This is a genomic window from Modestobacter lacusdianchii (assembly GCF_054177765.1).
In genome coordinates this window covers 83,736-105,551 of the sequence record NZ_JBJJTJ010000011.1, presented here as the reverse complement: position 1 = coordinate 105,551, position 21,816 = coordinate 83,736, and the positions used below count along the sequence as shown (strand labels likewise).

Here is a 21,816-nt window from a genome sequence, read left to right as displayed (position 1 = left end):
GCTGGGGTGAGCCCGTCTGCCGCACCCGACGACCGGGTGCTCGCCGTCCTGGCCGGGCTCGGCGTGCGCCCGGGGAACGCCGAGCTGACCGCCGTGCAGTTCTCCACCGCGTTCTGCGGTCCCTGCCGCGCCACCCGGGCGCGGTTGCAGCAGCTGCAGCGCACCCGGCCGGGTCTGGCGCACGTGCACGTCGACGCCGAGAGCCACCTGGACGCCGTCCGGGCGCTGGACGTCCGGGTCACGCCCACCGTGTTCTGGCTGGACCGCTCCGGGGTCGTCGTCGTGCGGTCCACCGGCGCGCCGGGTGCCGCGGAGCTGGCCGCCCTGGCCGACGCCCACGCGCCGGTGCCGCGGTGATCCGATACCCTCGGCAGCCGTGGGCACCCTGCTGACCTCGCGCCGCACAGTCGACCTGTGCCGCCTTGGCAGCTGCCTCTGTCCGGCCAGCTGAGGGTCTTCCCGCCCGGACGTGCCCGTCGCATCGCGCCCGTCCCGCCGCTCCAGGGCCGCCGTCCGTCGCCGCCCCGTGCCACCGGCACCGTGGACCGGCTCCGTACCGCAGCACCGCACGACGTCCGCACCACCAGCCCCCACTGATGGAGGAACCACCATGAGCCGCAGTGACGTGCTCGTCACCGCCGACTGGGCCCAGGAGCACCTGGGTGACCCGGGCATCGTCTTCGTCGAGGTCGACGAGGACACCAGCGCCTACGACAAGGGGCACCTCGAGGGTGCCGTCAAGCTGGACTGGAAGACCGACCTGCAGGACGCCGAGTCCCGTGACTTCGTCGACCGCGAGGGCTTCAGCGCCCTGCTGTCGGCCAAGGGCATCAGCAACGACGACACCGTGGTGCTCTACGGCGGCAACAACAACTGGTTCGCCGCCTACGCCTACTGGTACTTCAAGGTCTACGGCCACCGCGACGTCAAGCTGATCGACGGCGGCCGCAAGAAGTGGGAGCTGGACAGCCGCCCGCTCTCCGCCGACGCCGTGCAGCGCCCCGCGACGCAGTACGCCGCCGCCGAGCCCGACACCTCGATCCGCGCCTTCCGCGACGAGGTCGTCTCGGCGATCGGCCAGCAGAACCTGGTCGACGTCCGCTCGCCCGACGAGTTCGCCGGCAAGCTGACCGCCCCGGCGCACCTCCCGCAGGAGGGCGCGCAGCGCGCCGGTCACATCCCCAGCGCGGTCAACGTGCCGTGGAGCAAGGCGGCCAACGAGGACGGCACCTTCAAGAGCGACGAGGAGCTGGCCAAGCTCTACGCCGAGGCGGGGCTGGACGAGGGCAAGGACACCATCGCCTACTGCCGCATCGGTGAGCGCTCGAGCCACACCTGGTTCGTGCTGCGCGAGCTGCTGGGCCACCAGAACGTCAAGAACTACGACGGCTCCTGGACCGAGTACGGCTCGCTGGTCGGCGTCCCGATCCAGAAGGGCGCCTGACCGTGTGCGGGGCCCCGGAGCAGGGCGGCGGTCTCGCCGGTGTCGACCTGAGCACCCAGACGGTGATCCAGGGCTCGGTCTGGCACGACGGGTCGCCCGTCGCCGGCGCCTACGTGCGGCTGCTGGACGGCACGGGTGAGTTCACCGCCGAGGTGGTGACCAGCCCGGAGGGCGAGTTCCGGTTCTTCGCCGCGCCGGGGCAGTGGACCCTGCGCTCGCTGTCGCCGGTCGGCCGCGCCGAGCGTGCGGTCGACGCCGAGGTCGGCCTGAACGAGACGACCCTCGCGATCGCCTGACGCAGCACCCCGCCGCTCCGTGGAGCGGCCCGATCAGCGCCCGTCCCGGCTCCGGCCGGGGCGGGCGCTGTCGTCTGCCCGCGCGCGCCGGCCGGCGGAGCTCGACCCGTCCTGGGCGGGGTGGAGCCGCGTGCGCCCCCGGCTCACCCCTGCCTCACGCGGGTCGACCCGCAGCAGGCGCGGCCCCCGGCAGGCCGACGAGCCCGGCCAGGTCGCGCATCGCGTCGTCGAAGAACGCGTCCGGGTCGGCGGAGGCCCCGGTGAGGTGGCCGAAGAGCTCGAAGCTGATGGTGCCGAAGACGCTGCTCCAGGCCAGCAGTGCCCGGCCCCGGACGGCGTCGTCCAGGCTCGGGTGCTCCCCGCCCAGCAGTGGCGCGACGCCCGGGGCGATCGTGCCGGTCTGCCGGCCGGTCGCCGGCGGCAGCAGCCCGGCCCGGGCGGCGTCCCCGAGGACCCGGCCCAGGGCGGCACCGACCCGGACCGCCGCCGGGACGGTGTCCCGGGGGGCGCGGTAGCCGGGCACCGGCGAGCCGTAGAGCAGGGCGTACTCGTGCGGGTGGGTCAGCGCCCAGCGGCGCACCGCCCGGCAGACGTCGAGCCAGCGCTGCACCGGCGGCGCCGCCGGGTCGTCGGCCTGCTCGGCGGCCTCTCCGAGGTCGTCGTAGCCGTCGATGATCAGCCGGGTCAGCAGGTCGTCGCGGCTGGGGAAGTAGCGGTAGACCGCCGAGGAGGCCATCCCGAGCTCGCGGGCGACGGCCCGCAGCGACAGGCCGGCGGCGCCGACGGTGGCCAGCTGGGCGCGGGCCAGGTCGGTGATCTCGGCGGTGAGCTCGGCTCGGGCGCGTTCGCGAGCGGTCGGCGGCACCAGCGCAGCGTGCCACTCCGGATCGGTGCTCGCAATCGAGAGCACCGCTCTTGACAGAGTCCGGCGGAGCGAGCACTGTCGGCTCGTCCGAGAGCGGTGCTCTCCCAGTGAGCGGAGGAGATCGAGATGGCGCGACACGTGGTGGTCGGCAAGGGGCCGGTCGGCTCGACGACGGCCCGGCTGCTGGCCGAGCAGGGGCACGAGGTGGTCGTCCTGTCGCGCAGCGGCGGCACGAGCACCGACGCGGTGCGGCACGTCACGGTCGACGCCGCCGACGCCGAGGCGCTGGTGCGCGCCGTGGGCCGGGCCGAGGTGCTCTACAACGCCGTCAACCCGAGGGACTACACGACCTGGACCCGGGACTGGCCGCCGATCGCCGCCGCGCTGCTGACCGCGGCCGAGCGCTCCGGCGCCGGGCTGGTGGTGATGGGCAACCTCTACGGCTACGGCCGGCCGGCCGGACCGATGACGCCGCAGACCCCGCTGTCCGCCACGGACGTCAAGGGGCGACTGCGGGCCCGGATGTGGAGCGACGCGCTGGCCGCGCAGCAGGCCGGCCGGCTGCGGGTCACCGAGGTGCGCGCCTCGGACTTCGTCGGCCCCGGTGTGCCCGCCGCCCAGTCACACCTGGTGCGTCAACTGGACACGTTGCGCCGCGGCCGGCGGGCCTGGGTGATCGGCGACCCCGACGTCCCGCGCAGCTGGACCCACGTGCCCGACGCCGCGGCCACCCTGATCGCACTGGGCGGCGACGACCGGTCCTGGGGGCGCGCATGGCACGTGCCCAGCTCGGCGCGCACCCAGCGGCAGGCGCTGACCGACCTGGCCCGGGCGATGGGCGCCCCGCCGGCGAGGGTCAGCGGCACCCCCTGGCCGGTGCTGCGCGCCGCGGGGCTCGCCGTCCCGCTGATGCGCGAGCTCGTGGCGATCCGGCACCAGTGGGACCAGGAGTACGTGCTGGACGCCGCCGAGACGACGGCGGTCCTCGGCCTGCGCGCGACGCCCTGGGACGACGTCGTCCGGGCGACCGTGGGGGCGGCGGTGCCGGCCTGACCCGGGGCACCGACTGCCCGGGGAGGGTGGCGCGGATACCGTGACGGGCATGGGTCTGGTCTCCGCCTGGGTGCTCATCACCCTCACCGGGCTCGCCGCGCTGGGGTTCGCCGCCTCCGCGTGGCGGGCGACGCGCTCCGATCAGCGACCGGAGCGGACGCGATGAGCGCCCCCGTCCCGCCCGGCCTGCCCACCGGCCCGGTCCAGGGCCCGACCGAGCTGCCGGTCGTCGACACCGTCGACGTGCGCGAGGGCCCGGAGGTGGCCCACGAGCTGCTGTCGGTGCTGCCCCTGCTGGGCGAGTGGCACGGCGAGGGACAGGCGGCCGGCGCCGAGGGCGACCACCGCTTCGGCCAGTGGGTGCGGTTCGCCCACGACGGTCGCGACTTCCTGACCTACGAGTCGCGGACCTGGCGGATCGGGGAGGACGGCCAGGTCACCGGCCCCGACCAGCGCGAGTCCGGTTTCCTGCGCCCCCGGGAGGGCGACGAGGTCGAGCTGCTGGTCAGCTCCCCGGCCGGCCTGGTGGAGATCTACGTGGGCACCGCCCGGACGACGACCAGCTGGGAGCTGGACACCGACGTCCTGGCCCGCACCCCCGACCACCCCGACACCAGCCGGGCCAAGCGGCTCTACGGCATCGTCGACGGGGCGCTGCTCTACGCCGTCGACCGCGCGGCCGGCGACCAGCCGCTGCGCCCCACCATGTCCGCCCGGCTCGAGAGGATCCGCTGACCGTGAGCGCCCCCACCACCCCGCGCCAGGTCGCCGACCGCTACGTCGACGCGGTCTGCGACCTGGACCCGATCGTCGCCACCCAGCTGGGCACCCGCCCCGGGGACGACCGGCTCCCGGACACCAGCCCGGCCGGTCTCGCCGCCGAGGCCGACCTCATGCGCGCCACCCTGGCCGAGCTCGACCGGGTGCTCGCCGCGGACCCGGGCCTGGACGACGACCCGGTCGAGCGGCGCTGCGCCCGGCTGCTGCGCGAGCGCCTCACCGCCGCCCTCGACCTGCACGAGGCGGGGGAGGACCTCCGCGCCGTCTCCAACCTGTTCTCCCCGGTGCACTCCATCCGGCAGGTCTTCTCCATGATGCCGACCCGGACCACCGAGGACTGGGCGGTGCTGGCCCGCCGGCTGGCCCGGGTGCCGGAGGCCTACCGCGGCTACCGCGAGTCGCTGACCGCCGGTGCGGCGCGCGGACTGTTCGCCGCCCCGCGCCAGGTGCTCACCGTCGTCGGTCAGCTCGACGAGTGGCTGGCCGGGCCGTACTTCGCCGGCCTCGTGGCGGCCGGCCCCGACGAGCTGCGCACCGAGCTCGACGCCGCCGCCGCGGCCGCCGACGGCGCGGTGGCCGAGGTGCGGGACTTCCTGCGCGACGAGTACGCCTGGCAGGCGACCGGCACCCCCGACGCGGTCGGCCGGGAGCGGTACGCCCGGTTCGCCCGGTCGTGGAACGGCTCGGACCTCGGTGCCGGCACGGGCCTGGAGGACGCCTACGCCTGGGGCTGGGCCGAGCACCAGCGGATCCTGGCCGAGCAGCGCACGGAGGCTGCGAAGGTGCTGCCCGGTGCCACCCCGATGGAGGCGATGCGCTGGCTGTCCGAGCACGGCGAGGCCGTCGAGGGCGTCGAGGCCATCCGGCAGCGGCTGCAGTCGATGATGGACGAGGCGATCGAGGCGCTGGACGGCGTCCACTTCACCATCGCCGGGCCGGTGCGGCAGGTGGAGGCGATGATCGCCCCGCCCGGCAGCGCCGCGGCGCCGTACTACACCCGACCGGCGCAGGACTTCTCTCGTCCCGGGCGCACCTGGCTGCCCACGCTGGGCAAGGAGCGCTTCCCGCTGTGGGACCTCGTCTCCACCTGGTACCACGAGGGCGTCCCCGGCCACCACCTGCAGCTGGCCCAGTGGGCCTACGTCTCCGGCGACCTGTCCAGCTACCAGACGTCGCTGGGCTCGGTCGGGGCCAACGTCGAGGGCTGGGCGCTCTACGCCGAGCGGCTGATGGACGAGCTGGGCTTCCTCGCCGACCCCGGCGCCCGGCTGGGCTACCTCGACGCCCAGCAGATGCGCGCGGTGCGGGTCGTCGTCGACATCGGCATGCACCTGGAGCTGCCGATCCCGGCCGACGCGGAGGGCGCCGTCGCGGCGTACCGCGGCCAGCCCTGGACGCCGGAGCTGGCGCGGGCCTTCTTCGGGGAGAACTGCGGCCGGGACGCCGACTTCCTGGACAGCGAGCTGGTGCGCTACCTGGGCATGCCCGGGCAGGCGATCAGCTACAAGCTGGGGGAGCGGGCCTGGCTCGAGGGGCGCGCGGCGGTGCAGGCGGCACGGGGCGCCGACTTCGACCCGAGGGCCTGGCACATGGCCGCCCTCTCCCAGGGCAGCCTCGGCCTGGACGACCTCGCCGCCGAACTCGCCCAGCTGTAAGGCCCCCTTCCAGGGGCCCGCCCTGAGCGTGCGAAGGGTGGGGAGGAAGGGGGTCCTTCTTCAGTCCGGGGCGTCGGCCGGGGTCGGGTTGACCTGGTCGGCGTCCCAGGTGGTGCGCTGGCGGAACTCGGCCGGCGCGGTCTCCAGCCCCTCGGTGGCCAGCACGTCGGCGATGCACCCGGCGCTGCCGGCGACGTAGGTGGTGACCAGGTCGATGTCGGTCATCACGCACCAGGCGCGGTCGGCCGGCCACCACAGGTTGGCGCTCTGCTCGAACGGCTCGGCCGCCATGTTCACCGCGGCCAGGGAGATGGGGCCGTTGACCACCCAGTACTCCCGGCCGGGCAGGCTCAGCGTCGGGTGGTCGGTGATCACCGCGCCGCCCTGCGCGACGGCGAGCCAGCACACGTCCGGCGTCGTCGTCCACCGGGTGAGCACCTCGACCAGTCGCTCGGCGACCGGGGCGGGCAGGTGGCCGCGCGCCGGGGCCCCGTGCCACAGCGGTGCCTGGTCGTCGTTCTCGAAGTACTCCATCGAGCCGGTGACCGACCCCCACTGCATGAGCGGGTGGGCAGCGGTACCGTTGGCAGCGGCGACGGAGGCCCAGGGCACCTCGACGTCGTCGTCCCCGACGTAGCGCACGGCCGGGTGGAAGACCCGGGCGACGGCCTCGAAGGAGGCGGGGACCAGTGCGGCGACCGTGTCGGGCGCGGCGGTGCGGGCGGCCTCGGCCAGCCAGATGCCGGCGGAGGTGTCGAGCGCGACGGACCGTCCGGCGAACTGCACGGTCGTCACCACCCCCAGACAACGGACAACCCCCGGGCTGCTCCGCGGCGCTGATCCCACCGTAGCGGGAGAGCTGCACACGGGCCGATTGGACAACATCGGCAGCCCGGGGGTCGGGTGACTGTCCGGTTCTCGCTCGCCGCCATCGACGGACGGGCGGGATGCCGCTGCTCGGTCGCCGTGGGTCTTCCACGGGTCCCGAGCGGGCGGCCCATCTGGACGGCGGCTAGCGGACAGCCACCTCACGCGTCCTGTAAGTCATCAACTTAGGGACCACCTCCTCTCTCGTGTACCTCGACGGTACGACGCGCAGAGAGGCTCGGCAACGACCTTTTCTCAGGACTCCGACGACGGGCCGGCGGTGCGCCCGGGCGGGGTCGTGCCGCTCCAGTCCGAGTCGTGGTTGGCCTTGTCGTCCACGGTGCGGATCTCGCGGCCGTCCTCGGTCTGGTAGACGTCGGGCACGCCGTCCCGGTTGCGGTCCTCGGTCTCGGTCGCGGCGATCCGGCGGTACCGGCGGTCACGGGTCTTGAGCAGGATCGAGGCCAGCAGGGCCGCCGTCAGGGTGCCGACGAGGACGCCGACCTTCACGTGCTCGTCGCGCAGCGACCCCTCCCCGTAGGCGAGTGCGCCGATGAGCAGGGAGACGGTGAAGCCGATCCCGGCGAGCATGGCCAGGCCGATCACGTCGGGCCAGCCCAGCGACTCGTCGAGCTCGGCCCGGGTGAACCGGGAGACCAGCCACGTGGCGCCCGTGATGCCGATCGTCTTGCCCGCCACCAGGCCGACCACGATGCCCACGGCCACCGGGTCCGACAGCGACTCGGCCAGGCCGGACAGGCCGCCGATGGTGACGCCGGCGGCGAAGAAGGCGAACACCGGCACGGCGAACCCGGCGGAGATCGGGCGGATGCGGTGCTCGAAGTGCTCGGCCAGCCCCGGCCCGGCGTCCGGGCCACCGGCGGCCTGACTGCGCACGACCGGCACGGTGAAGGCCAGCAGCACCCCGGCGACGGTCGCGTGCACCCCGGACTCGTGCACCAGCACCCAGGTGATGACGGCGAGCGGGATGAGCAGCCACCAGGAGCGGATCCGCTTCTGCACCAGGAAGCCGAAGACGGCGAGCGGGACGAGCGCGAGCAGCAGCGGCGTGATCGCCAGGCTCGAGGTGTAGAAGACCGCGATCACCGTGATCGCCAGCAGGTCGTCGACCACGGCGAGGGTCAGCAGGAAGGTGCGCAGCGCGGTGGGCAGATGGGTGCTGATCACCGCCAGGACGGCGAGGGCGAAGGCGATGTCGGTGGCCGTGGGGATGGCCCAGCCGCGCAGCGCCCCGTCGCCGGTGCCCAGGTTGACCAGCACGAAGAGCAGGGCGGGCACCACCATGCCGCCGACCGCGGCGGTGACCGGGAGGATCGCCCGGCGGGGTTCGCGCAGGTCGCCGGCGACGAACTCGCGCTTGAGCTCGAGGCCGACCACGAAGAAGAAGATCGCCAGCAGGCCGTCGGCGGCCCAGGTGCCGAGGGTGAGGTCGAGGTGCAGCGACTCCGGGCCCACCCGGGTGTCGCGCAGCGACTCGTAGGCCGCCGACCAGGGGGAGTTGGCCCAGACCAGGGCGATCACGGTGCCCACCAGCAGCAGTGCGCCACCGATCGTCTCCTTGCGGAGCACCTCGGCGATGCGCTTGGCCTCGGGGTAGGAGCCCCGGCTGAACAGGCGGGTGGGTGAGGTCACGTGGCGGCTCCGATGTGCGGGGTCGGGAAGGGAGTTGCCGACCAGACTTCCCGGCGCACCTCGGAGGACTCTACCGGGCGAGCAGCTCCTGCACCCGCCCGGTGAGCCCGCCGTCCCCGCGCTCGACGCCGTCCAGCCGGGTGACCGGGGTGGCGCCGCGGATGCCGGAGAGCAGCCAGACCGCGTCGGCCCGGTGCAGGTCGTCCACGGTCCCGGAGGTGACCGAGGTGGGCCAGCCGTCGGCCCCGGCCCGGGCGAACAGCCGGGCCTGGGTCGTGCCGGGCAGGATCCCGGTCTCGACCGGCGGGGTGTGCAACCGGCCCCCGGCCGCCCAGACGACCGTCGAGGTGGGCCCCTCCAGCAGACGGCCCTCCAGTGAGGTGAACACCACGTCGTCGGCGCCGGTGCCGTGCGCGTGCCGGAGGGCGGCCATGTTGACCGCGTACGACAACGTCTTGGCCCCGCCGAGCAGCCAGGGTGCGGTGGCCCGGAGGTCGGCCGGCACCCCCAGCGACAGGGTGACGACGGCGATGCCCGCGGCCCGCTGCCGCAGCGTCTCGGCCGGCACCGGCGCCAGCAGCGCCAGCAGGGTGGGCGGCGTGCCGTCGCCCAGGCCGCGGGTCAGGAACACCCGGCAGGCGCCCTCCGCGCCGGTGGGCCAGCCGTCGGTGACCGCGGCGACCACCGCGCGCACCGCGTCGTCCCCCGGGTGGGTCAGCCCCATGATCCCGGCGGAGCGGCGCAGCCGGTCCAGGTGCGCGTCCAGGTGCGGCGTCGTCCCGCCGGCGACGAGGACGGACTCGAAGACGCCGTCACCGCGGCCCAGGCCCAGGTCGAAGGCGGTCACCACCGGTTCGTCCGCGCCGACCACCGCGGCCGCGCCGTTCCGCCAGACCGCCACTCGAGAGGTGCTCACGGCTCCACCCTGCCGTACCGGCGAACTAGGCTCCGACCGTGTCCGGTGAGGAGAGCGCGCCACCGCTGGCGGCCGAGCTGCGCGCGCGTGGGCTGCGGCTGACCAGCCAGCGCCAGCGGGTGCTGGCGGCGGTGTCCGCCCTGGAGCACGGCACCCCCGAGGAGATCGGTGCCCGGCTGCGGGCCGACGCCGGCCCGGACGGCGCGGCCCCGGACACCTCGACGGTCTACCGCACCCTCGAGCTGCTCGAACGGCTCGGCCTGGTCTGGCACACCCACCTGGGCAAGGGCGCGCCGATCTACCACGCCGGCCGGCAGCACCGGCACGTGCACGTGGTCTGCCAGTCATGCGGGGAGATCAGCTCGGTCGACCCCACGGTGCTCGACGGGGCGGCGGAACGTCTGGGCGCCGAGCTGGGTTTCACCCTCGACGTGGGCCACGTGGCGCTGTCCGGCACCTGTCGAGCCTGCGCGGACAAGGAGAACGCATGAGCGCGGAGACGACCGGCGAGCAGGCAGCCACCGGGATCGGTCCCTCGCCCCTGTTGCGGCGCCCCGGCGCCGTCGCCCTCGACGTCGAGGGGGGTGGCCCGGTCGCGGCCCACTACGGGGAGCCGCTGCTCGAGCAGCGCCGGCTCGCCGAGGGTGCCGGGCTGGTCGACCGCAGCGACCGGGACGTGCTCGTCGTCCCCGGCGCCGACCGGCTGACCTGGCTGCACAGTCTCACCAGCCAGCACCTGGAGCGCCTCGGTGACGCCGCCGGCTCCGAGGCCCTGGTCCTCTCCCCGCAGGGCCACGTCGAGCACCACGTCGTCCTCACCGAGCTGGCCGGCACCGCCTGGGGCGACGTGGAGCCGGGCACCGGGGCCGCACTGGTGGCGTTCCTGCAGCGGATGCGGTTCATGCTCCGGGTCGACCCGGAACTGGTGACCGGTGGGTGGGCCCTGCTGTCCCTGGTCGGGCCGCGCGGCGACGAGGTGCTGAGCGCCGCCGGGTGGCCGGTGCCGCAGGGGCCGTACTCCGTCGTCCTGCTGGACGGCGGAGGCTGGGCCCGCCGGATGCCGGCGATCGGCGACGGGACGGCGGCGGTCGTCGACCTGCTCGTGCCCCGCGCCGAGCTGGCCGCCCGGGCCGACGCGCTGCTGGGCGCCGGTGCGGTGCTGGCCGGGCTGGACGCCTTCGAGGCGCTGCGGGTGGAGGCCCGCCGGCCGCGGGCCGGGGTCGACTCCGACCACCGCACCATCCCCAACGAGCTCGAGTGGCTGCACACCGCCGTCCACCTGGACAAGGGCTGCTACCGCGGCCAGGAGACGGTCGCCCGGGTGCACAACCTCGGCCGCCCGCCGCGGCGGCTGGTGCTGCTGCACCTGGACGGGATGAGCGAGACGCTGCCCGCCGCCGGCACGCCGGTCACCAGCGGCACCCGCGAGGTGGGCCGGGTGGGCACCGCGGTGCGGCACCACGAGCTGGGCATGGTCGCGCTGGCGCTGGTGAAGCAGTCGGTGGCCCAGGACGCGGCGCTGACCGTGGGGGAGGCGACCGCCGCCATCGACCCCGACGACGGCCCGGCCGGGCTCGACGACACCCGGGCAGCGGCCCGTGACCGCGTGCGCGCCGTCCGGTCTGCGACCATCGGCCGGTGACGCCCGGCACCCTCCTGACCCTCGCGCCCACCGGCGCGGAGTCGGCCAAGGCGGACGTGCCGGCGCTGCCGGTCACCGTCGAGGAGGTGGTCGCCACCGCCCGTGACTGCCAGGCCCTCGGCGCAGCCGTGCTGCACCTGCACGTGCGCGGCACCGACACCCGGCCGACGCTGGAGCTGCCCCGGGTCCGCGAGGTCGTCGCCGCGGTCCGGGAGGCCACCGACCTCGTCGTGCAGCTCTCGACCGGCGGTGCGGTCACCGACCCGGCCGAGGCCCGGCTGGCGGTGCTGGACGCCGAGCCGGACGCCGCCTCGCTGTCGCTGGGCACGGTGAACTTCGGCCGCGACGTCTTCTACAACCCCTGGGACCTCATCGTCGAGCTGCACACCCAGATGCAGCAGCGCGGGATCGTGCCGGAGTACGAGGTGTTCGACCTCGGCCAGCTGGCCACGCTCACCCGGTTGCTCGACCGGCACGGCCCGCCGCACGGTGGCCACGTGCACGTCGACCTGGTGATGGGCGTGCCGGGCGGCATGCCCGGGACGACGGCGGCGCTGGCCGCCTGTCTGCCGTCCCTCCCCGCCGGGGCCACCTTCGCCGCGACCGGCGTGGGCCGCACCTCGCTGCCGGTCATGCTCGCCGCGCTCTCGGCCGGTGGTCACCTCCGGATCGGCATGGAGGACACGCTCACCTACGCGCCCGGCGAGCCGGTGCGCGACAACGCCCAGCTCGTGGCGCGCGCGGCCGGGCTCGCCCGGATCGCCCAGCGGCCGCCGCTGTCCACCACCGAGGCCCGGCAGCTGCTGGGCATCACCCCCCGCACCGCTCCTGCTCCCGTGGAGGTCCCGCGATGACTGCCCCCACCCCCGCCCCGGCCGGCGGGGCGTCCGTCGACGCGCTGCTCGACCCGTCGTTCCTGGACGGCGTCGAGCAGCTGCCGATGACCGAGGTCCGCGCGCTGCGGCACCGGGCGGAGCAGGAGGAGGTCAACCTCTCCTACACCCGGCGCCTGCTGCAGGGCCGGCTGGACATCGTCCGCCGCGAACTGCAGCGGCGGGCCGAGCACGACGGCCGGTCGCTGGTCGACCTGCTGCCGGAGATCCTCTCGGAGAAGGGCCGCGGCCCGGCGCACGGCCTCGGCCGGCACCAGACCGTGCAGCCGACCTCGCCGGAGCAGTTCGAGACCTGGGTGAACGGGCTGGCGCCGGGGGTGGACCTCTCCGACGTCCCGTCGCTGTCCGACGAGCGGCTGGAGCAGGCCGCCCGCGCCCTCGGTGAGGGGGAGCGCAACCTCTCCGAGCGGCGCCGCGGGGTGCAGCAGGTCATGGACGCCGTCGCCGGTGAGCTGGCGCGGCGCTACCGCGAGGGCCTGGCCGACGTCGCCCAGCTGCTGGCCGACGAGTCCCGGCACGGCGCCTGATGCCGGCGGGCGCTGGCGGGCTGACCACCTGGCCCGAGGACCCGGTGCTCGTCGAGGTCTGGCGGGCCGGCTTCGACGACGAGGTGCTGGAGTCGGTGCACCGCGGGGCGCTGGTCGTCCTGGGCGCCGACGGCGAGCCGCTGCTCACGGCCGGGGACGTCGCCCGGCCGGTGCTGCCGCGCTCGTCGAACAAGCCGGTGCAGGCGACGGCCTACCTGCGGGCCGGGTGGCGCCCCCGCGACGACCGCGAGCTGGCGATCGCCGCGGCGTCGCACAGCGGTGAGGACGGGCACCGTGAGCTGGCCGCCGAACTGCTCGCCGCGGCCGGGCTGACCGCCGACGACCTGGGCTGCCCGCCCGCGCTGCCGGGCCACGAGGCGACCCGGGCGCAGTGGCTGGTCGCCGGCCGGGCGCCGGAGCGGCTGGCGATGAACTGCTCGGGCAAGCACGCGGCGATGCTGTCGGCCTGCGTGGCCGCCGGCTGGCCGACGGCGGGCTACCTGGACCCCGGTCACCCGCTGCAGCGGGCGATCGAGGCGCGGCTGGGCGAGGCCTCCGGTGAGCCGGTGGCCGCCGTGGTCGTCGACGGCTGCGGCGCCCCGCAGCACGCGATCTCGCTCACCGGGCTGGCCCGCGGCGTGCTCTCCCTGGTGCAGGCCGAGCCGGGCACCCCGGAGCGACTGGTCGCCGACGCGATGCGCGCCCACCCGTGGCTGATCGCCGGCACCGGCCGGGAGGACACCGAGCTGATGCAGGCGGTGGGCGGCCTGCTGGTCAAGGGCGGCGCCGACGGCGTGCACGTGGCCGCGCTGCCCGGCAAGGGCGCGGTGGCCCTGAAGCTGGACGACGGCGGCGACCGGGGCCGGACGCCTGCGCTGGCGGCGGGGCTGCTGCGGCTGGGCGTGCCGGCCGAGACGCTGTCCCGCTGGGTCAGCACTCCGGTGTCCGGCGGCGAGGGCGTGGTCGGCTCGGTGCGGGCGTCCGCCGTCCTCGGCTGACCGGGCTGCACCTCGTCGACCCGGGCGCTAGCCGACCGCTTGCAGGAGCTAGCACCCTGGGTTAGCGTGGTGCCGTGCAGCGACCCACGGAGTTCGTCCGGGAGCAGGTGACCGCGGTCCGGGAGACCGTGGCCACGGCTGCCGCCGAGGCGTCGACGGTGGCCTCGAACGTGCCGGCCGTCGGTTCCCAGGTCGGCGACTTCATCCGCAGCCAGCGCAGCGCCGCCCAGGTGTCCCTGCGTGAGCTCGCCCGGGCGGCGGGGGTCAGCAACCCCTACCTCTCCCAGGTCGAGCGCGGCCTGCGCAAGCCGTCGGCGGAGATCCTGGCGCAGATCGCCCGCGGCCTGAAGATCTCCGCGGAGACGCTCTACGAGCAGGCCGGCATCCTCGACCGCCGCTCCGGCACCGCCGGCACGGTCGCCGCGATCCGCGCCGACGAGGCGCTGTCCGAGCGGCACAAGGCGGTGCTCCTCGAGCTGTACGAGACCTACGCCCGCGAGCACGCCGCCCAGCTGGCCCGTGAGCAGGCCGCTGCCCCCACCACCCCGAACGACCAGGAGGAGACGGCATGAGCCGCACCGACACCCAGACCCTCAAGCAGCAGGGCGAGAACATCGTCCGCACCGGCCTGCTGGCCGCCCTCGGCGCCGGTGACGCGGCGGTCGACCGCGCCCGCTCCGTCGTCGGCACGTTCCGCTCGCGGGCCGAGGCCCTGCCCGGCGAGGCGCAGGTGCAGGCCGACCTGGCCGCCAAGGACGCCCGCACCCGCGCCGAGCAGGCCCGCGAGCGCGCGACCCGCGCCGCCGCCGAGGCGCGCGCCCGGGCCGGCCAGGCCCGCAGCCAGGCCGAGGACGCCGCCACGCAGGCCCGCGCCGCCGTGACCAGCGCAGCCTCCACCGTGCGCCCGGAGACGGTGCTCGGCACGGTCACCGGGCTGGTCGACACCGCCCGCGCCCAGGCCCTGTCCGCCATCGAGGAGCTCGCCGGCCGCGGCGAGAAGGTCGTCGGCGGCCTGCGCACCCAGCCGGTGTTCCGCAAGGTCGTCGCCCGCACCGAGCGCGCCGTCGACGCCGTCGAGGACGGCGTGGAGGACGTGCTGGCCGAGACCGGCGAGACCGTCGGCAAGGCCTCCGACCAGGTCACCTCGGTCGCGCAGAAGACCAAGGCGCGCACCGACAAGGCCCTCGACGAGGTCGGCCAGGACACCGAGGCGGCGGCCGAGTCGGCCAAGCGCACGGTCCGTGGCGCCGCCAGGACCACGAAGCCGGCCGCCGCCAAGCCCGCCAAGCCCGCGAAGGCCGCCAAGGCGACCCCGGCCAAGGCCGCCCCGAAGCGGACGGCGAAGGCCACCGCGCCCGCGGCCGCGACGCTGCCCGACCCGTTGTCCGTCCCGGCGAAGTCCCCCGACACCGCCGGCTGACGACGCCCCACCCGCTGCGCGCAGCGGCTCTCCGACACCGCGCCCCGGCACCCGCACCCGCGGGGGCCGGGGCGCGGTGCGTCTCACCCCGCCGAGGCATCCCAGGGGGCCGAGACGGGACACCGGACCGGTCCGGCCGTGAACGCGCCTATCCTGCTGGCATGGCCACCTTCGACGGGCTCGTCAACCTCGTCGTCGTCTACGCGACCCTCGCCCTCGCGGTGTGGGCCTTCGTCGACGCGTTGATCCGTCCGGCGGCGGGGTTCGTCGCGACCGGCAAGCTCACCAAGCCCGCCTGGATGGCGATCACCGGCATCGCCACGCTCGTGCTGCTGTGGCAGGGCCCGCTCAGCTTCCTCGGCCTGCCCGCCGTCATCGCCGCCGTCGTGTACCTGGTCGACGTACGGCCCGCCGTCCGCGGTCTCTCCCGGGGCAACACCAGCTGGTGAGCAGGCGCCCTGCGGTGGGCGTCAGTAGCGGTCGTCGGAGGGCATGACGACCCACAGCACGATGTAGGCGATGAACTGCGGACCGGGCAGGACGCAGGACACCACGAAGGCGATCCGCAGGCCGGTGCGGGACAACCCGAACCGCCGGGCGAGGCCTGAGCAGACGCCGGCGATGACCTTGTGCCGGCTGTCGCGGGTGATCCGTCGGGACGCGGGAGCAGTCATGCCCCGACCCTACGGCCGGACACCCGCGGGTGATCAGTCGAAGACCCCGGCTGGAGGTGGCGGCGAGGGCTGCGCGTCGGCGTCGGTGACCGGCGCCGCCTGGCCGACGAACCGGTCCAGCTCCTCCCCGCTGACCACCCGGGAGGGCATCGGGTCGCCCGCGCAGCGCCGGGTGAGCGCGGCGATCGGCAGCTCGCCGTCCGAGGCGACCGCCACGGTGTTGCCGAACCGCCGGCCGCGCAGCGTCCCCGGCTCGGCCAGCAGGGCCACGTGGCCGAACACCGCGCGCAGGGTCGCGGCCTCCGCGCGGGCGAACCGCAGCGGCGGGCCGTCGGAGACGTTCCAGGCGGTCGTGCCGCCCGGGCGCAGCACCCGGGCCACGTCGGTGGCGAACTCCACCGTGGTGAGGTGCGCCGGGGTGCGGGCACCGGCGAACACGTCGACCAGGACGACGTCCGCACTGGCGTCGGGCAGCGCCGCCAGGCCCGCCCGGGCGTCGATCCCGCGCACCCGGACCCGCGCGTTCCGCGGCAGCGGCAGCTCCCGGCGGACCAGCTCGGTGAGCGGTTCGTCCAGCTCCATCACCCGCTGCGCCGAGCCCGGCCGGGTGACCGCGACGTACCGGGGCAGGGTGAGCGCGCCGCCGCCCAGGTGGACGACGTCCAGCGGGGTGCCCGGCTCGGCCACCAGGTCGAGCACGTGGCCCATCCGGCGGACGTACTCGAACTCCAGGTACGTCGGGTCGGTCAGGTCGACGTGGGACTGCGGGGTGCCGTCGAGCAGCAGCTGCCAGGACCCGTCCCGGTCGGCGTCGGCCAGCAGCTCCGCCGTCCCACCGGCGACCTCGGTGGGCCCGGGCAGTGCGGTGAGGTGACCCCGGTCGCGCCGGCTCACGACACCACGGGTGCGACCGCGGACCAGCGGACGCTGACCTCGCCGTGCTTCCACCGCCGGGTCGGCCCGACCAGCGGCCAGCCGTCGGCGGCCAGGCCCTCCACCGCCGCGGCCCACCGCTGGCGGGGGCCGAACGTCGAGAACCCGGCGGCCGAGGCCCAGGCGGCGTCGAAGGCGCGGAGGAAGTCGTGCACCGGCTGGCCGGGCACGTTGTGGTGGATCAGCGCCTTGGGCAGCCGCTCGGCCAGGTCGGAGGGGCGCTCCAGGTCCGACACCCGGGCGGCGAAGGTGAGGGTGAGCGGACCGTCCTCGTCCAGGGCCACCCAGCTCGCCCGTCGTCCCCACTCGTCGCAGGTGCCCTCGACCAGCAGGCCACCGGGGGCCAGTGTGCCGCGCATGGTGTCCCAGGCACGGCCGGCGGACTCCTCGTCGTACTGGCGCAGCACGTTGAACGCCCGCACCAGCACCGGCCGCAGCCCGGCCAGCTCGAACCCGCCGACCCGGAAGTCGACCCGCGGCGGGTCGCGGTCGGCGGCCACCGCGGCCACCCGCTCCGGGTCGATCTCCAGGCCGACCACCTCGAGGCGGTCGCACTCCGGGGCCAGCCGGTCGACCAGCTCCAGGGTGGTCACCGCCGAGGCGCCGTAGCCCAGGTCGACGACCAGCGGCCGGGCGGCGTCGCGCAGCCGGGCGACCTGGGTGGCGACGAGCCAGCGGTCGACCCGGCGCAGCCGGTTGGCGTTCGTGGTGCCCCGCGTGGGCAGACCCAGCGCCCGCGCCCGGCCGGCGGCGAGTCGGGGGGCCTTGCGGACCGGGGGCAGCGACGCACGCTGGGTGTGGTCGCTCACGGTGGACGAGGTTAGCCGCCCGGCGGATTACGGTGGTGTCGTGCAGGTACGCCGCGACGCCCGACTGGCGGACCTCACCACCCTGGGGGTGGGCGGTCCGATCGACCGGCTGATCGAGGTGACCACCCGCGCGGAGCTGGTCGCCGCGGTCCGTGACGCCGACGAGGCGGGCACCCCGCTGCTGGTGCTGGGCGGTGGGTCCAACATCGTCGCCCCGGACGCCGGCTGGCCCGGCGACGTCGTCCTGGTGCGCAGCCGCGGCATCGCCCGCACCGACACCGACGAGGGCGTCGAGCTCGAGGTCGAGGCCGGTGAGCCCTGGGACGACCTGGTGGCGCACACGGTCGAGGCGCAGCTGGCCGGCATGGAGGCGCTCTCGGGCATCCCCGGCTCGACCGGGGCGACGCCGGTGCAGAACGTCGGCGCCTACGGCCAGGAGGTCGCGGCGCTGATCACGCAGGTCCGCGTGTACGACCGCGCGGCCGGTGCGGAGCGGGTCCTCCTCCCCGCCGAGCTGGGCTTCGCCTACCGGGACAGCCGGCTCAAGCAGCAGCCCGGCGCGTACGTCGTCCTCGCCGTCACGTTCGCGCTGCGGGAGTCCGCGCAGTCCAGCCCGGTCAGCTACGCCGAGCTGGCCAAGTCGCTGGGGGTCGAGCTGGGGGAGACCGCTCCGCTGGCGCAGGTGCGCGACGCCGTCCTGGCGCTGCGCCGCGGCAAGGGCATGGTCTGGGACCCGGCCGACCCCGACTCGCGCAGCGCCGGGTCGTTCTTCACCAACCCGGTCGTGCCGGTCGGCACCTCGGTGCCCGAGTGCCCGTCCTGGCCGGCCGGGATCGGCGCCGACGGCGCCGCCCAGGTGAAGCTGAGCGCCGCCTGGCTGGTGCAGCACTCCGGCTACGGCCGGGGCACCCGCGCCGGCAAGGTGGGGACGTCGTCGCGGCACAGCCTGGCGCTGACCACCGAGCCCGGCGCCACCGCCGCGGAGCTGATGGCCTTCGCCGAGCAGGTGGTGGCCGCGGTGCGGGAGCAGTTCGGCGTCACCCTGGTGCCCGAGCCGACGGCGGTGCGCCCGTGAGGCCGGACGAGTCGCTGCAGCTGGGCGCCCTCTACGACGCGCTCCGCACCCCGGCGCCCATGCCGGCCGATCCGGCGCAGCTGACCGGCTGGATGGCGCGGGTCGAGGCCGACGCCGCGCTGGCCGGGCTGATCTCCCGGGTGCTCAACGCCGGCACCGCCACCCCGGCCGAGGTCACCGACGCGCAGTCGCTGTTCGAGCGCAGCGGCACCTCCGCCGACCCCACCCGCGTCACCCGCGCCTACGAGCTGCTGCACCGCCACGCGGGCTGATCGATCGCCCGGGTCAGGGTGACCTGCTCCTCGGCGTAGCCCAGCCGGGCGTAGAGCTCACGGGCCGGCTGGTCGGCCGTGCCGGTGTCCAGGGTGACCCGGTGCAGCGCGCGGGACCGGGCCCACGCCTCGACCCCTGTGACGAGCTGCCCGGCGACACCGCGCCGACGTGCGGCCGGGGCCACGACGAGCTCGCCCAGGTGGGCCTCCCGCTCACCGCTGAAGTGCCGGTGGGCACTCGCCGCGGCGAAGCCGGTCCGGATCGAAGGGGCAGCGAGCTACGGCCAGTTGCTGGGTCGCGGGGCGCGGACCCAGCGGTGAGGTGCGTCTCGACGCAGGGTGGTCAGCCCTGGAGGACGTGCAGCGCACCACCCGCGTGGGTGAGCACGAAGCGGCGCGCGTGCGGTGACCCCTCCGCGCCTGCGGCGGCCGCCCAGGCACACGCCCGGGCCAGCCCGTCGCCGGTCAGCAGCCCGGCGACCACCGGCAGGTCGGCGTCCGGCACTGCCCAGACGTGCAGCACCAGCCGCTCGGACGGCATCCGCGCCGGCGCGGCCGCGGCCAGCCACCGGACGTCGAGGACCATCGGCTCGCCGAGCGTGACCGGCTCCGGGACGCCGAAGGCCAGCGTGCCGACCCGCGTGCCGGCCGAGGTGAGCGCGGCGTCCACCTCGTCGCGGCCGACCGGGTAGGACCAGCCGACCGGCAGCCGCTCGCTGCCGATCGAGCCCCAGGCGGGCACCGTCAGTCGGTCTCGCGGTGCACCTTGTGCTGGGCGGCCTGCGCCCGGGGCCGGACGACGAGCAGGTCGACGTTCACGTGGTGCGGCCGGGTCACCGCCCAGGCGATGCAGTCGGCGACGTCGGCGGCCACCAGCGGCTCGCGCACCCCGCGGTAGACGGCGTCGGCCTTCTCCTGCGACCGGGTGCGGTTGAGCGAGAACTCCTCGGTCTTGACCATGCCCGGTGCGATCTCGACCACCCGCACCGGCTCGGCCACGAGCTCCAGCCGCAGCGTCTCGACCATGGTGTGCACCCCGTGCTTGGCCGCGGTGTAGCTGGCGCCGCCCTCGTAGCTGACCAGCCCGGCGGTGGAGCTGACGAACACCAGGTCACCGGCGCCGGACGCCCGCAGGGCCGGCAGCAGCGCCTTGGTCACCCGCACCGTGCCCAGCACGTTGACCGCGTAGGTGTGCTCCCAGGAGCCCAGGTCGGCCTCGGCCACCGGGTTGGTGTCGAAGGCGCCGCCGGCGTTGTTGACCAGCACGTCCACCCGGTCCAGCCCCGCGGCGAGCGCGGCCACCGAGTCCGGGTCGGTGACGTCGAGCTGCACCGCGCGGCCGCCGATCCGCTCGGCCAGCTCGGTGAGCCGGTCGATCCGGCGGGCGGCGAGGACGACGTCGAAGCCGTCGGCGGCCAGCCGCTCGGCGGTGGCGGCGCCGATCCCGCTGGAGGCGCCGGTGACGACGGCGACGCGACCCTGCCCGGCGGAGGAGGCGGCTGCGCCGGACGGGGAGGCGGACGGCGGGGCGACGGGGCTGGACATGTGCCCATCCTGGCGCTGTTGCAGACTGAGAGCACGACAGGGTGCCCGCCACCGGGTGCCACACCAGCCACTGCGGGCCCACGACGGCCCCGCGACGTGCCCGAGCGGGAGGAGCTCCGTGCCCGCTCGACGCTCCCCGCGCCGGCCCACGCCGTGGCGTGCGGGCCCGGCCCCGGAGCCGCTGGCCCCGCTGCTGCCGCGCCGGGTGGCGACCCTCTCGGTGCACACGAGTCCGCTGGAGCAGCCCGGGGCCGGCGACGCCGGCGGGATGAACGTCTACGTCGTCGAGGTCTCCCGCCGGCTGGCCGCACGGGGCATCGCGGTCGACGTGTTCACCCGGGCCACCTCCAGCGAGCAGCCGCCGGTGGTCGAGATGGTCCCCGGGGTGACCGTGCGGCACGTCAGCGCCGGGCCGTTCGAGGGCCTGGGCAAGGACGAGCTGCCCGCCCAGATGTGCGCCTTCACCGCGGCGGTGCTGCGCGAGGAGGCCCAGCACGACCCCGGGCACTTCGACGTCGTCCACTCGCACTACTGGCTGTCCGGGCAGGTCGGCTGGCTGGCCCGCGACCGCTGGGGCGTGCCGCTGGTGCACTCCGCGCACACCCTGGCCAAGGTGAAGAACGCCGCGCTGGCCGAGGGTGACGCCCCCGAGCCGCGTGCCCGGGTGATCGGTGAGGAGCAGGTCGTCGCCGAGGCCGACCGGCTGGTGGCCAACACCGCCGAGGAGGCCCGGCAGCTCGTCGACTTCTACGACGCCGACCCGCGCCGCACGCTGGTCATCCCGCCGGGCGTCGACCTGCAGTGCTTCCGCCCCGGTGACCGGCAGCAGGCCCGCGAGCGGGTCGGGGTCGCCCCGGACGCCGTCGTCCTGCTGTTCGTCGGCCGGATCCAGCCGCTCAAGGCCCCGGAGATGCTGCTGCACGCCGCGGCCCGGATGCTCGCCACCGACCCGGCGTTGCGGTCGCGGCTGCAGGTGCTCGTCGTCGGCGCCCCCAGCGGGTCGGGGCTCGCCGAGCCGCAGCGGCTGCAGGAGCTCGCCGTCAGCCTCGGCGTCGCCGACGTCGTCCGGTTCCTGCCGCCGCAGGCGCCGGCTCAGCTGGCCGACCACTACCGGGCCGCCGACGTCGCCGTCGTCCCCAGCCACAACGAGTCCTTCGGCCTGGTCGCGCTGGAGGCGCAGGCCTGCGGGACGCCGGTCGTGGCCGCCGCCGTCGGCGGCCTGCCCACCGCGGTGGACGACGGCGTCTCCGGCCTCCTGGTGACCGGCCGCGACCCGGAGGGGTACGCCGCGGCGATCCGCCGGGTGCTGGCCCGCCGTGAGCTGCTGGCCGCCGGCGCCCGCCGGCACGCCGCCGCGTTCAGCTGGGACCGCACCACCGACTCCCTGGTCGACGCCTACGCCGCCGCGATGGCCGAGATGCGGGGTGCTGCGCTGCGGGGGCGCACCGAGACCAGGTTCCGGTCACCGGTGGGGCTGCGCGCACGATGAGCGGCGCCCG

27 protein-coding genes are annotated in these 21,816 nt (G+C 75.7%); 17 read left to right on the top strand and 10 right to left on the bottom strand.

Annotated features, from left to right (window positions below; translation table 11 throughout):
* Window positions 1-6 precede the first annotated feature (6 nt).
* From ACJTNH_RS10480 to ACJTNH_RS10470, 3 genes are all read left to right on the top strand, one after another.
* Window positions 7-357 (top strand): TlpA family protein disulfide reductase, encoded by a 351-nt coding sequence (locus tag ACJTNH_RS10480; RefSeq protein ID WP_458175320.1) that lies wholly within the window; start codon window positions 7-9, stop codon window positions 355-357.
* Window positions 358-610: 253 nt separating this feature from the next.
* The gene (locus ACJTNH_RS10475) at window positions 611-1,444 is read left to right on the top strand and encodes a sulfurtransferase (protein WP_458175318.1); all 834 of its coding nucleotides are present in this window, start codon (window positions 611-613) and stop codon (window positions 1,442-1,444) included.
* Window positions 1,445-1,446: 2 nt separating this feature from the next.
* A complete protein-coding gene (locus tag ACJTNH_RS10470; RefSeq protein WP_458175316.1) occupies window positions 1,447-1,740 on the top strand; it encodes a DUF1416 domain-containing protein in 294 nt (97 codons plus the stop codon).
* Between the two features lie 154 nt (window positions 1,741-1,894).
* On the opposite strand, the gene ACJTNH_RS10465 is transcribed toward ACJTNH_RS10470, so the two are convergent.
* A complete protein-coding gene (locus ACJTNH_RS10465; protein WP_458175314.1) occupies window positions 1,895-2,605 on the bottom strand; it encodes a TetR/AcrR family transcriptional regulator in 711 nt (236 codons plus the stop codon).
* A gap of 126 nt (window positions 2,606-2,731) precedes the next feature.
* Between ACJTNH_RS10465 and ACJTNH_RS10460 the strand changes: the two genes are divergently transcribed.
* From ACJTNH_RS10460 to ACJTNH_RS10450, 3 genes are all read left to right on the top strand, one after another.
* Complete coding sequence (locus tag ACJTNH_RS10460; protein ID WP_458175312.1) at window positions 2,732-3,658, top strand: NAD-dependent epimerase/dehydratase family protein; 927 nt, start codon at window positions 2,732-2,734, stop codon at window positions 3,656-3,658.
* Window positions 3,659-3,820: 162 nt separating this feature from the next.
* A complete protein-coding gene (locus tag ACJTNH_RS10455) occupies window positions 3,821-4,393 on the top strand; it encodes an FABP family protein (protein WP_458175310.1) in 573 nt (190 codons plus the stop codon).
* Between the two features lie 2 nt (window positions 4,394-4,395).
* Entirely contained in the window at window positions 4,396-6,093 is a 1,698-nt protein-coding gene (locus tag ACJTNH_RS10450) for a DUF885 domain-containing protein (protein WP_458175308.1), read from the top strand.
* 60 nt (window positions 6,094-6,153) lie between these two features.
* On the opposite strand, the gene ACJTNH_RS10445 is transcribed toward ACJTNH_RS10450, so the two are convergent.
* The 3 genes from ACJTNH_RS10445 to ACJTNH_RS10435 form a co-directional block, all read right to left on the bottom strand.
* Window positions 6,154-6,888, bottom strand: a complete 735-nt coding sequence (locus tag ACJTNH_RS10445) for a hypothetical protein (RefSeq protein ID WP_458175306.1) — start codon at window positions 6,886-6,888, stop codon at window positions 6,154-6,156.
* A gap of 327 nt (window positions 6,889-7,215) precedes the next feature.
* On the bottom strand, window positions 7,216-8,613 hold the full coding sequence (nhaA, locus tag ACJTNH_RS10440) for a Na+/H+ antiporter NhaA (RefSeq protein ID WP_458175304.1): 1,398 nt from the start codon (window positions 8,611-8,613) through the stop codon (window positions 7,216-7,218).
* Between the two features lie 70 nt (window positions 8,614-8,683).
* A complete protein-coding gene (locus tag ACJTNH_RS10435) occupies window positions 8,684-9,529 on the bottom strand; it encodes an aminotransferase class IV (protein ID WP_458175302.1) in 846 nt (281 codons plus the stop codon).
* 38 nt (window positions 9,530-9,567) lie between these two features.
* Here ACJTNH_RS10435 and ACJTNH_RS10430 point away from each other — a divergent pair, with 38 nt between their 5' ends.
* The 8 genes from ACJTNH_RS10430 (at window position 9,568) to ACJTNH_RS10395 (ending at window position 15,458) form a co-directional block, all read left to right on the top strand.
* A complete protein-coding gene (locus ACJTNH_RS10430) occupies window positions 9,568-10,020 on the top strand; it encodes a Fur family transcriptional regulator (protein ID WP_458175300.1) in 453 nt (150 codons plus the stop codon).
* Window positions 10,017-11,171 (top strand): CAF17-like 4Fe-4S cluster assembly/insertion protein YgfZ, encoded by a 1,155-nt coding sequence (ygfZ, locus tag ACJTNH_RS10425; RefSeq protein ID WP_458175298.1) that lies wholly within the window; start codon window positions 10,017-10,019, stop codon window positions 11,169-11,171. The genes ACJTNH_RS10430 and ygfZ overlap by 4 nt, the downstream gene beginning before the upstream one ends.
* Window positions 11,168-12,025: a 3-keto-5-aminohexanoate cleavage protein gene (locus ACJTNH_RS10420; protein ID WP_458175296.1), complete on the top strand. Its 858-nt coding sequence runs from the start codon at window positions 11,168-11,170 to the stop codon at window positions 12,023-12,025. Before ygfZ ends, ACJTNH_RS10420 begins: the two co-directional genes overlap by 4 nt.
* Window positions 12,022-12,591 (top strand): RsiG family protein, encoded by a 570-nt coding sequence (locus ACJTNH_RS10415; protein WP_458175294.1) that lies wholly within the window; start codon window positions 12,022-12,024, stop codon window positions 12,589-12,591. The genes ACJTNH_RS10420 and ACJTNH_RS10415 overlap by 4 nt, the downstream gene beginning before the upstream one ends.
* Window positions 12,591-13,589, top strand: a complete 999-nt coding sequence (locus ACJTNH_RS10410; protein WP_458175292.1) for an asparaginase — start codon at window positions 12,591-12,593, stop codon at window positions 13,587-13,589. Before ACJTNH_RS10415 ends, ACJTNH_RS10410 begins: the two co-directional genes overlap by 1 nt.
* 74 nt (window positions 13,590-13,663) lie before the next feature.
* Window positions 13,664-14,161, top strand: coding sequence for a helix-turn-helix domain-containing protein (locus ACJTNH_RS10405; RefSeq protein WP_458175290.1), 498 nt, complete (start codon window positions 13,664-13,666; stop codon window positions 14,159-14,161).
* Window positions 14,158-15,009, top strand: coding sequence for a hypothetical protein (locus tag ACJTNH_RS10400; RefSeq protein ID WP_458175288.1), 852 nt, complete (start codon window positions 14,158-14,160; stop codon window positions 15,007-15,009). Before ACJTNH_RS10405 ends, ACJTNH_RS10400 begins: the two co-directional genes overlap by 4 nt.
* A gap of 161 nt (window positions 15,010-15,170) precedes the next feature.
* Window positions 15,171-15,458 carry a DUF2516 family protein gene (locus ACJTNH_RS10395; RefSeq protein ID WP_458175286.1) on the top strand — a complete coding sequence of 96 codons (288 nt, stop codon included), beginning with the start codon at window positions 15,171-15,173 and terminating at the stop codon, window positions 15,456-15,458.
* A gap of 21 nt (window positions 15,459-15,479) precedes the next feature.
* Here ACJTNH_RS10395 and ACJTNH_RS10390 read toward each other — a convergent pair whose 3' ends face one another.
* From ACJTNH_RS10390 to ACJTNH_RS10380, 3 genes are read right to left on the bottom strand one after another with little or no spacing between them, the layout of a single operon-like run.
* Window positions 15,480-15,683, bottom strand: a complete 204-nt coding sequence (locus tag ACJTNH_RS10390; RefSeq protein WP_458175284.1) for a PspC domain-containing protein — start codon at window positions 15,681-15,683, stop codon at window positions 15,480-15,482.
* 33 nt (window positions 15,684-15,716) lie between these two features.
* Entirely contained in the window at window positions 15,717-16,577 is an 861-nt protein-coding gene (locus tag ACJTNH_RS10385) for a spermidine synthase (protein WP_458175282.1), read from the bottom strand.
* Entirely contained in the window at window positions 16,574-17,425 is an 852-nt protein-coding gene (locus tag ACJTNH_RS10380; protein ID WP_458175280.1) for a class I SAM-dependent methyltransferase, read from the bottom strand. The genes ACJTNH_RS10385 and ACJTNH_RS10380 overlap by 4 nt, the downstream gene beginning before the upstream one ends.
* Before the next feature lie 40 nt (window positions 17,426-17,465).
* Between ACJTNH_RS10380 and ACJTNH_RS10375 the strand changes: the two genes are divergently transcribed.
* The gene (locus tag ACJTNH_RS10375) at window positions 17,466-18,500 is read left to right on the top strand and encodes a UDP-N-acetylmuramate dehydrogenase (protein ID WP_458175278.1); all 1,035 of its coding nucleotides are present in this window, start codon (window positions 17,466-17,468) and stop codon (window positions 18,498-18,500) included.
* Window positions 18,497-18,772 (top strand): hypothetical protein, encoded by a 276-nt coding sequence (locus ACJTNH_RS10370; protein ID WP_458175276.1) that lies wholly within the window; start codon window positions 18,497-18,499, stop codon window positions 18,770-18,772. The genes ACJTNH_RS10375 and ACJTNH_RS10370 overlap by 4 nt, the downstream gene beginning before the upstream one ends.
* Here ACJTNH_RS10370 and ACJTNH_RS10365 read toward each other — a convergent pair.
* The 3 genes from ACJTNH_RS10365 to ACJTNH_RS10355 form a co-directional block, all read right to left on the bottom strand.
* Complete coding sequence (locus tag ACJTNH_RS10365) at window positions 18,742-19,035, bottom strand: GNAT family N-acetyltransferase (RefSeq protein ID WP_458175420.1); 294 nt, start codon at window positions 19,033-19,035, stop codon at window positions 18,742-18,744. The two genes, ACJTNH_RS10370 and ACJTNH_RS10365, sit on opposite strands and share 31 nt — an antisense overlap.
* 80 nt (window positions 19,036-19,115) lie before the next feature.
* Window positions 19,116-19,514, bottom strand: a complete 399-nt coding sequence (locus tag ACJTNH_RS10360; protein WP_458175274.1) for a hypothetical protein — start codon at window positions 19,512-19,514, stop codon at window positions 19,116-19,118.
* Window positions 19,515-19,516: 2 nt separating this feature from the next.
* Window positions 19,517-20,317, bottom strand: coding sequence for an SDR family oxidoreductase (locus ACJTNH_RS10355; protein ID WP_458175272.1), 801 nt, complete (start codon window positions 20,315-20,317; stop codon window positions 19,517-19,519).
* Between the two features lie 118 nt (window positions 20,318-20,435).
* Between ACJTNH_RS10355 and mshA the strand changes: the two genes are divergently transcribed.
* Window positions 20,436-21,806 (top strand): D-inositol-3-phosphate glycosyltransferase, encoded by a 1,371-nt coding sequence (mshA, locus tag ACJTNH_RS10350; protein WP_458175270.1) that lies wholly within the window; start codon window positions 20,436-20,438, stop codon window positions 21,804-21,806.
* Window positions 21,807-21,816: the final 10 nt, after the last annotated feature.

Coding starts and splice junctions, on each gene's coding strand:
- ACJTNH_RS10395 (WP_458175286.1), top strand. CDS start 15,171: ATGGCCACCTTCGACGGGCTCGTCAACCTCGTCGTCGTCTACGCGACC.
- ACJTNH_RS10415 (WP_458175294.1), top strand. CDS start 12,022: ATGACTGCCCCCACCCCCGCCCCGGCCGGCGGGGCGTCCGTCGACGCG.
- ACJTNH_RS10355 (WP_458175272.1), bottom strand. CDS start 20,317: ATGTCCAGCCCCGTCGCCCCGCCGTCCGCCTCCCCGTCCGGCGCAGCC.
- ACJTNH_RS10475 (WP_458175318.1), top strand. CDS start 611: ATGAGCCGCAGTGACGTGCTCGTCACCGCCGACTGGGCCCAGGAGCAC.
- ACJTNH_RS10400 (WP_458175288.1), top strand. CDS start 14,158: ATGAGCCGCACCGACACCCAGACCCTCAAGCAGCAGGGCGAGAACATC.
- ACJTNH_RS10410 (WP_458175292.1), top strand. CDS start 12,591: ATGCCGGCGGGCGCTGGCGGGCTGACCACCTGGCCCGAGGACCCGGTG.
- ACJTNH_RS10460 (WP_458175312.1), top strand. CDS start 2,732: ATGGCGCGACACGTGGTGGTCGGCAAGGGGCCGGTCGGCTCGACGACG.
- ACJTNH_RS10390 (WP_458175284.1), bottom strand. CDS start 15,683: ATGACTGCTCCCGCGTCCCGACGGATCACCCGCGACAGCCGGCACAAG.
- ACJTNH_RS10455 (WP_458175310.1), top strand. CDS start 3,821: ATGAGCGCCCCCGTCCCGCCCGGCCTGCCCACCGGCCCGGTCCAGGGC.
- ygfZ (WP_458175298.1), top strand. CDS start 10,017: ATGAGCGCGGAGACGACCGGCGAGCAGGCAGCCACCGGGATCGGTCCC.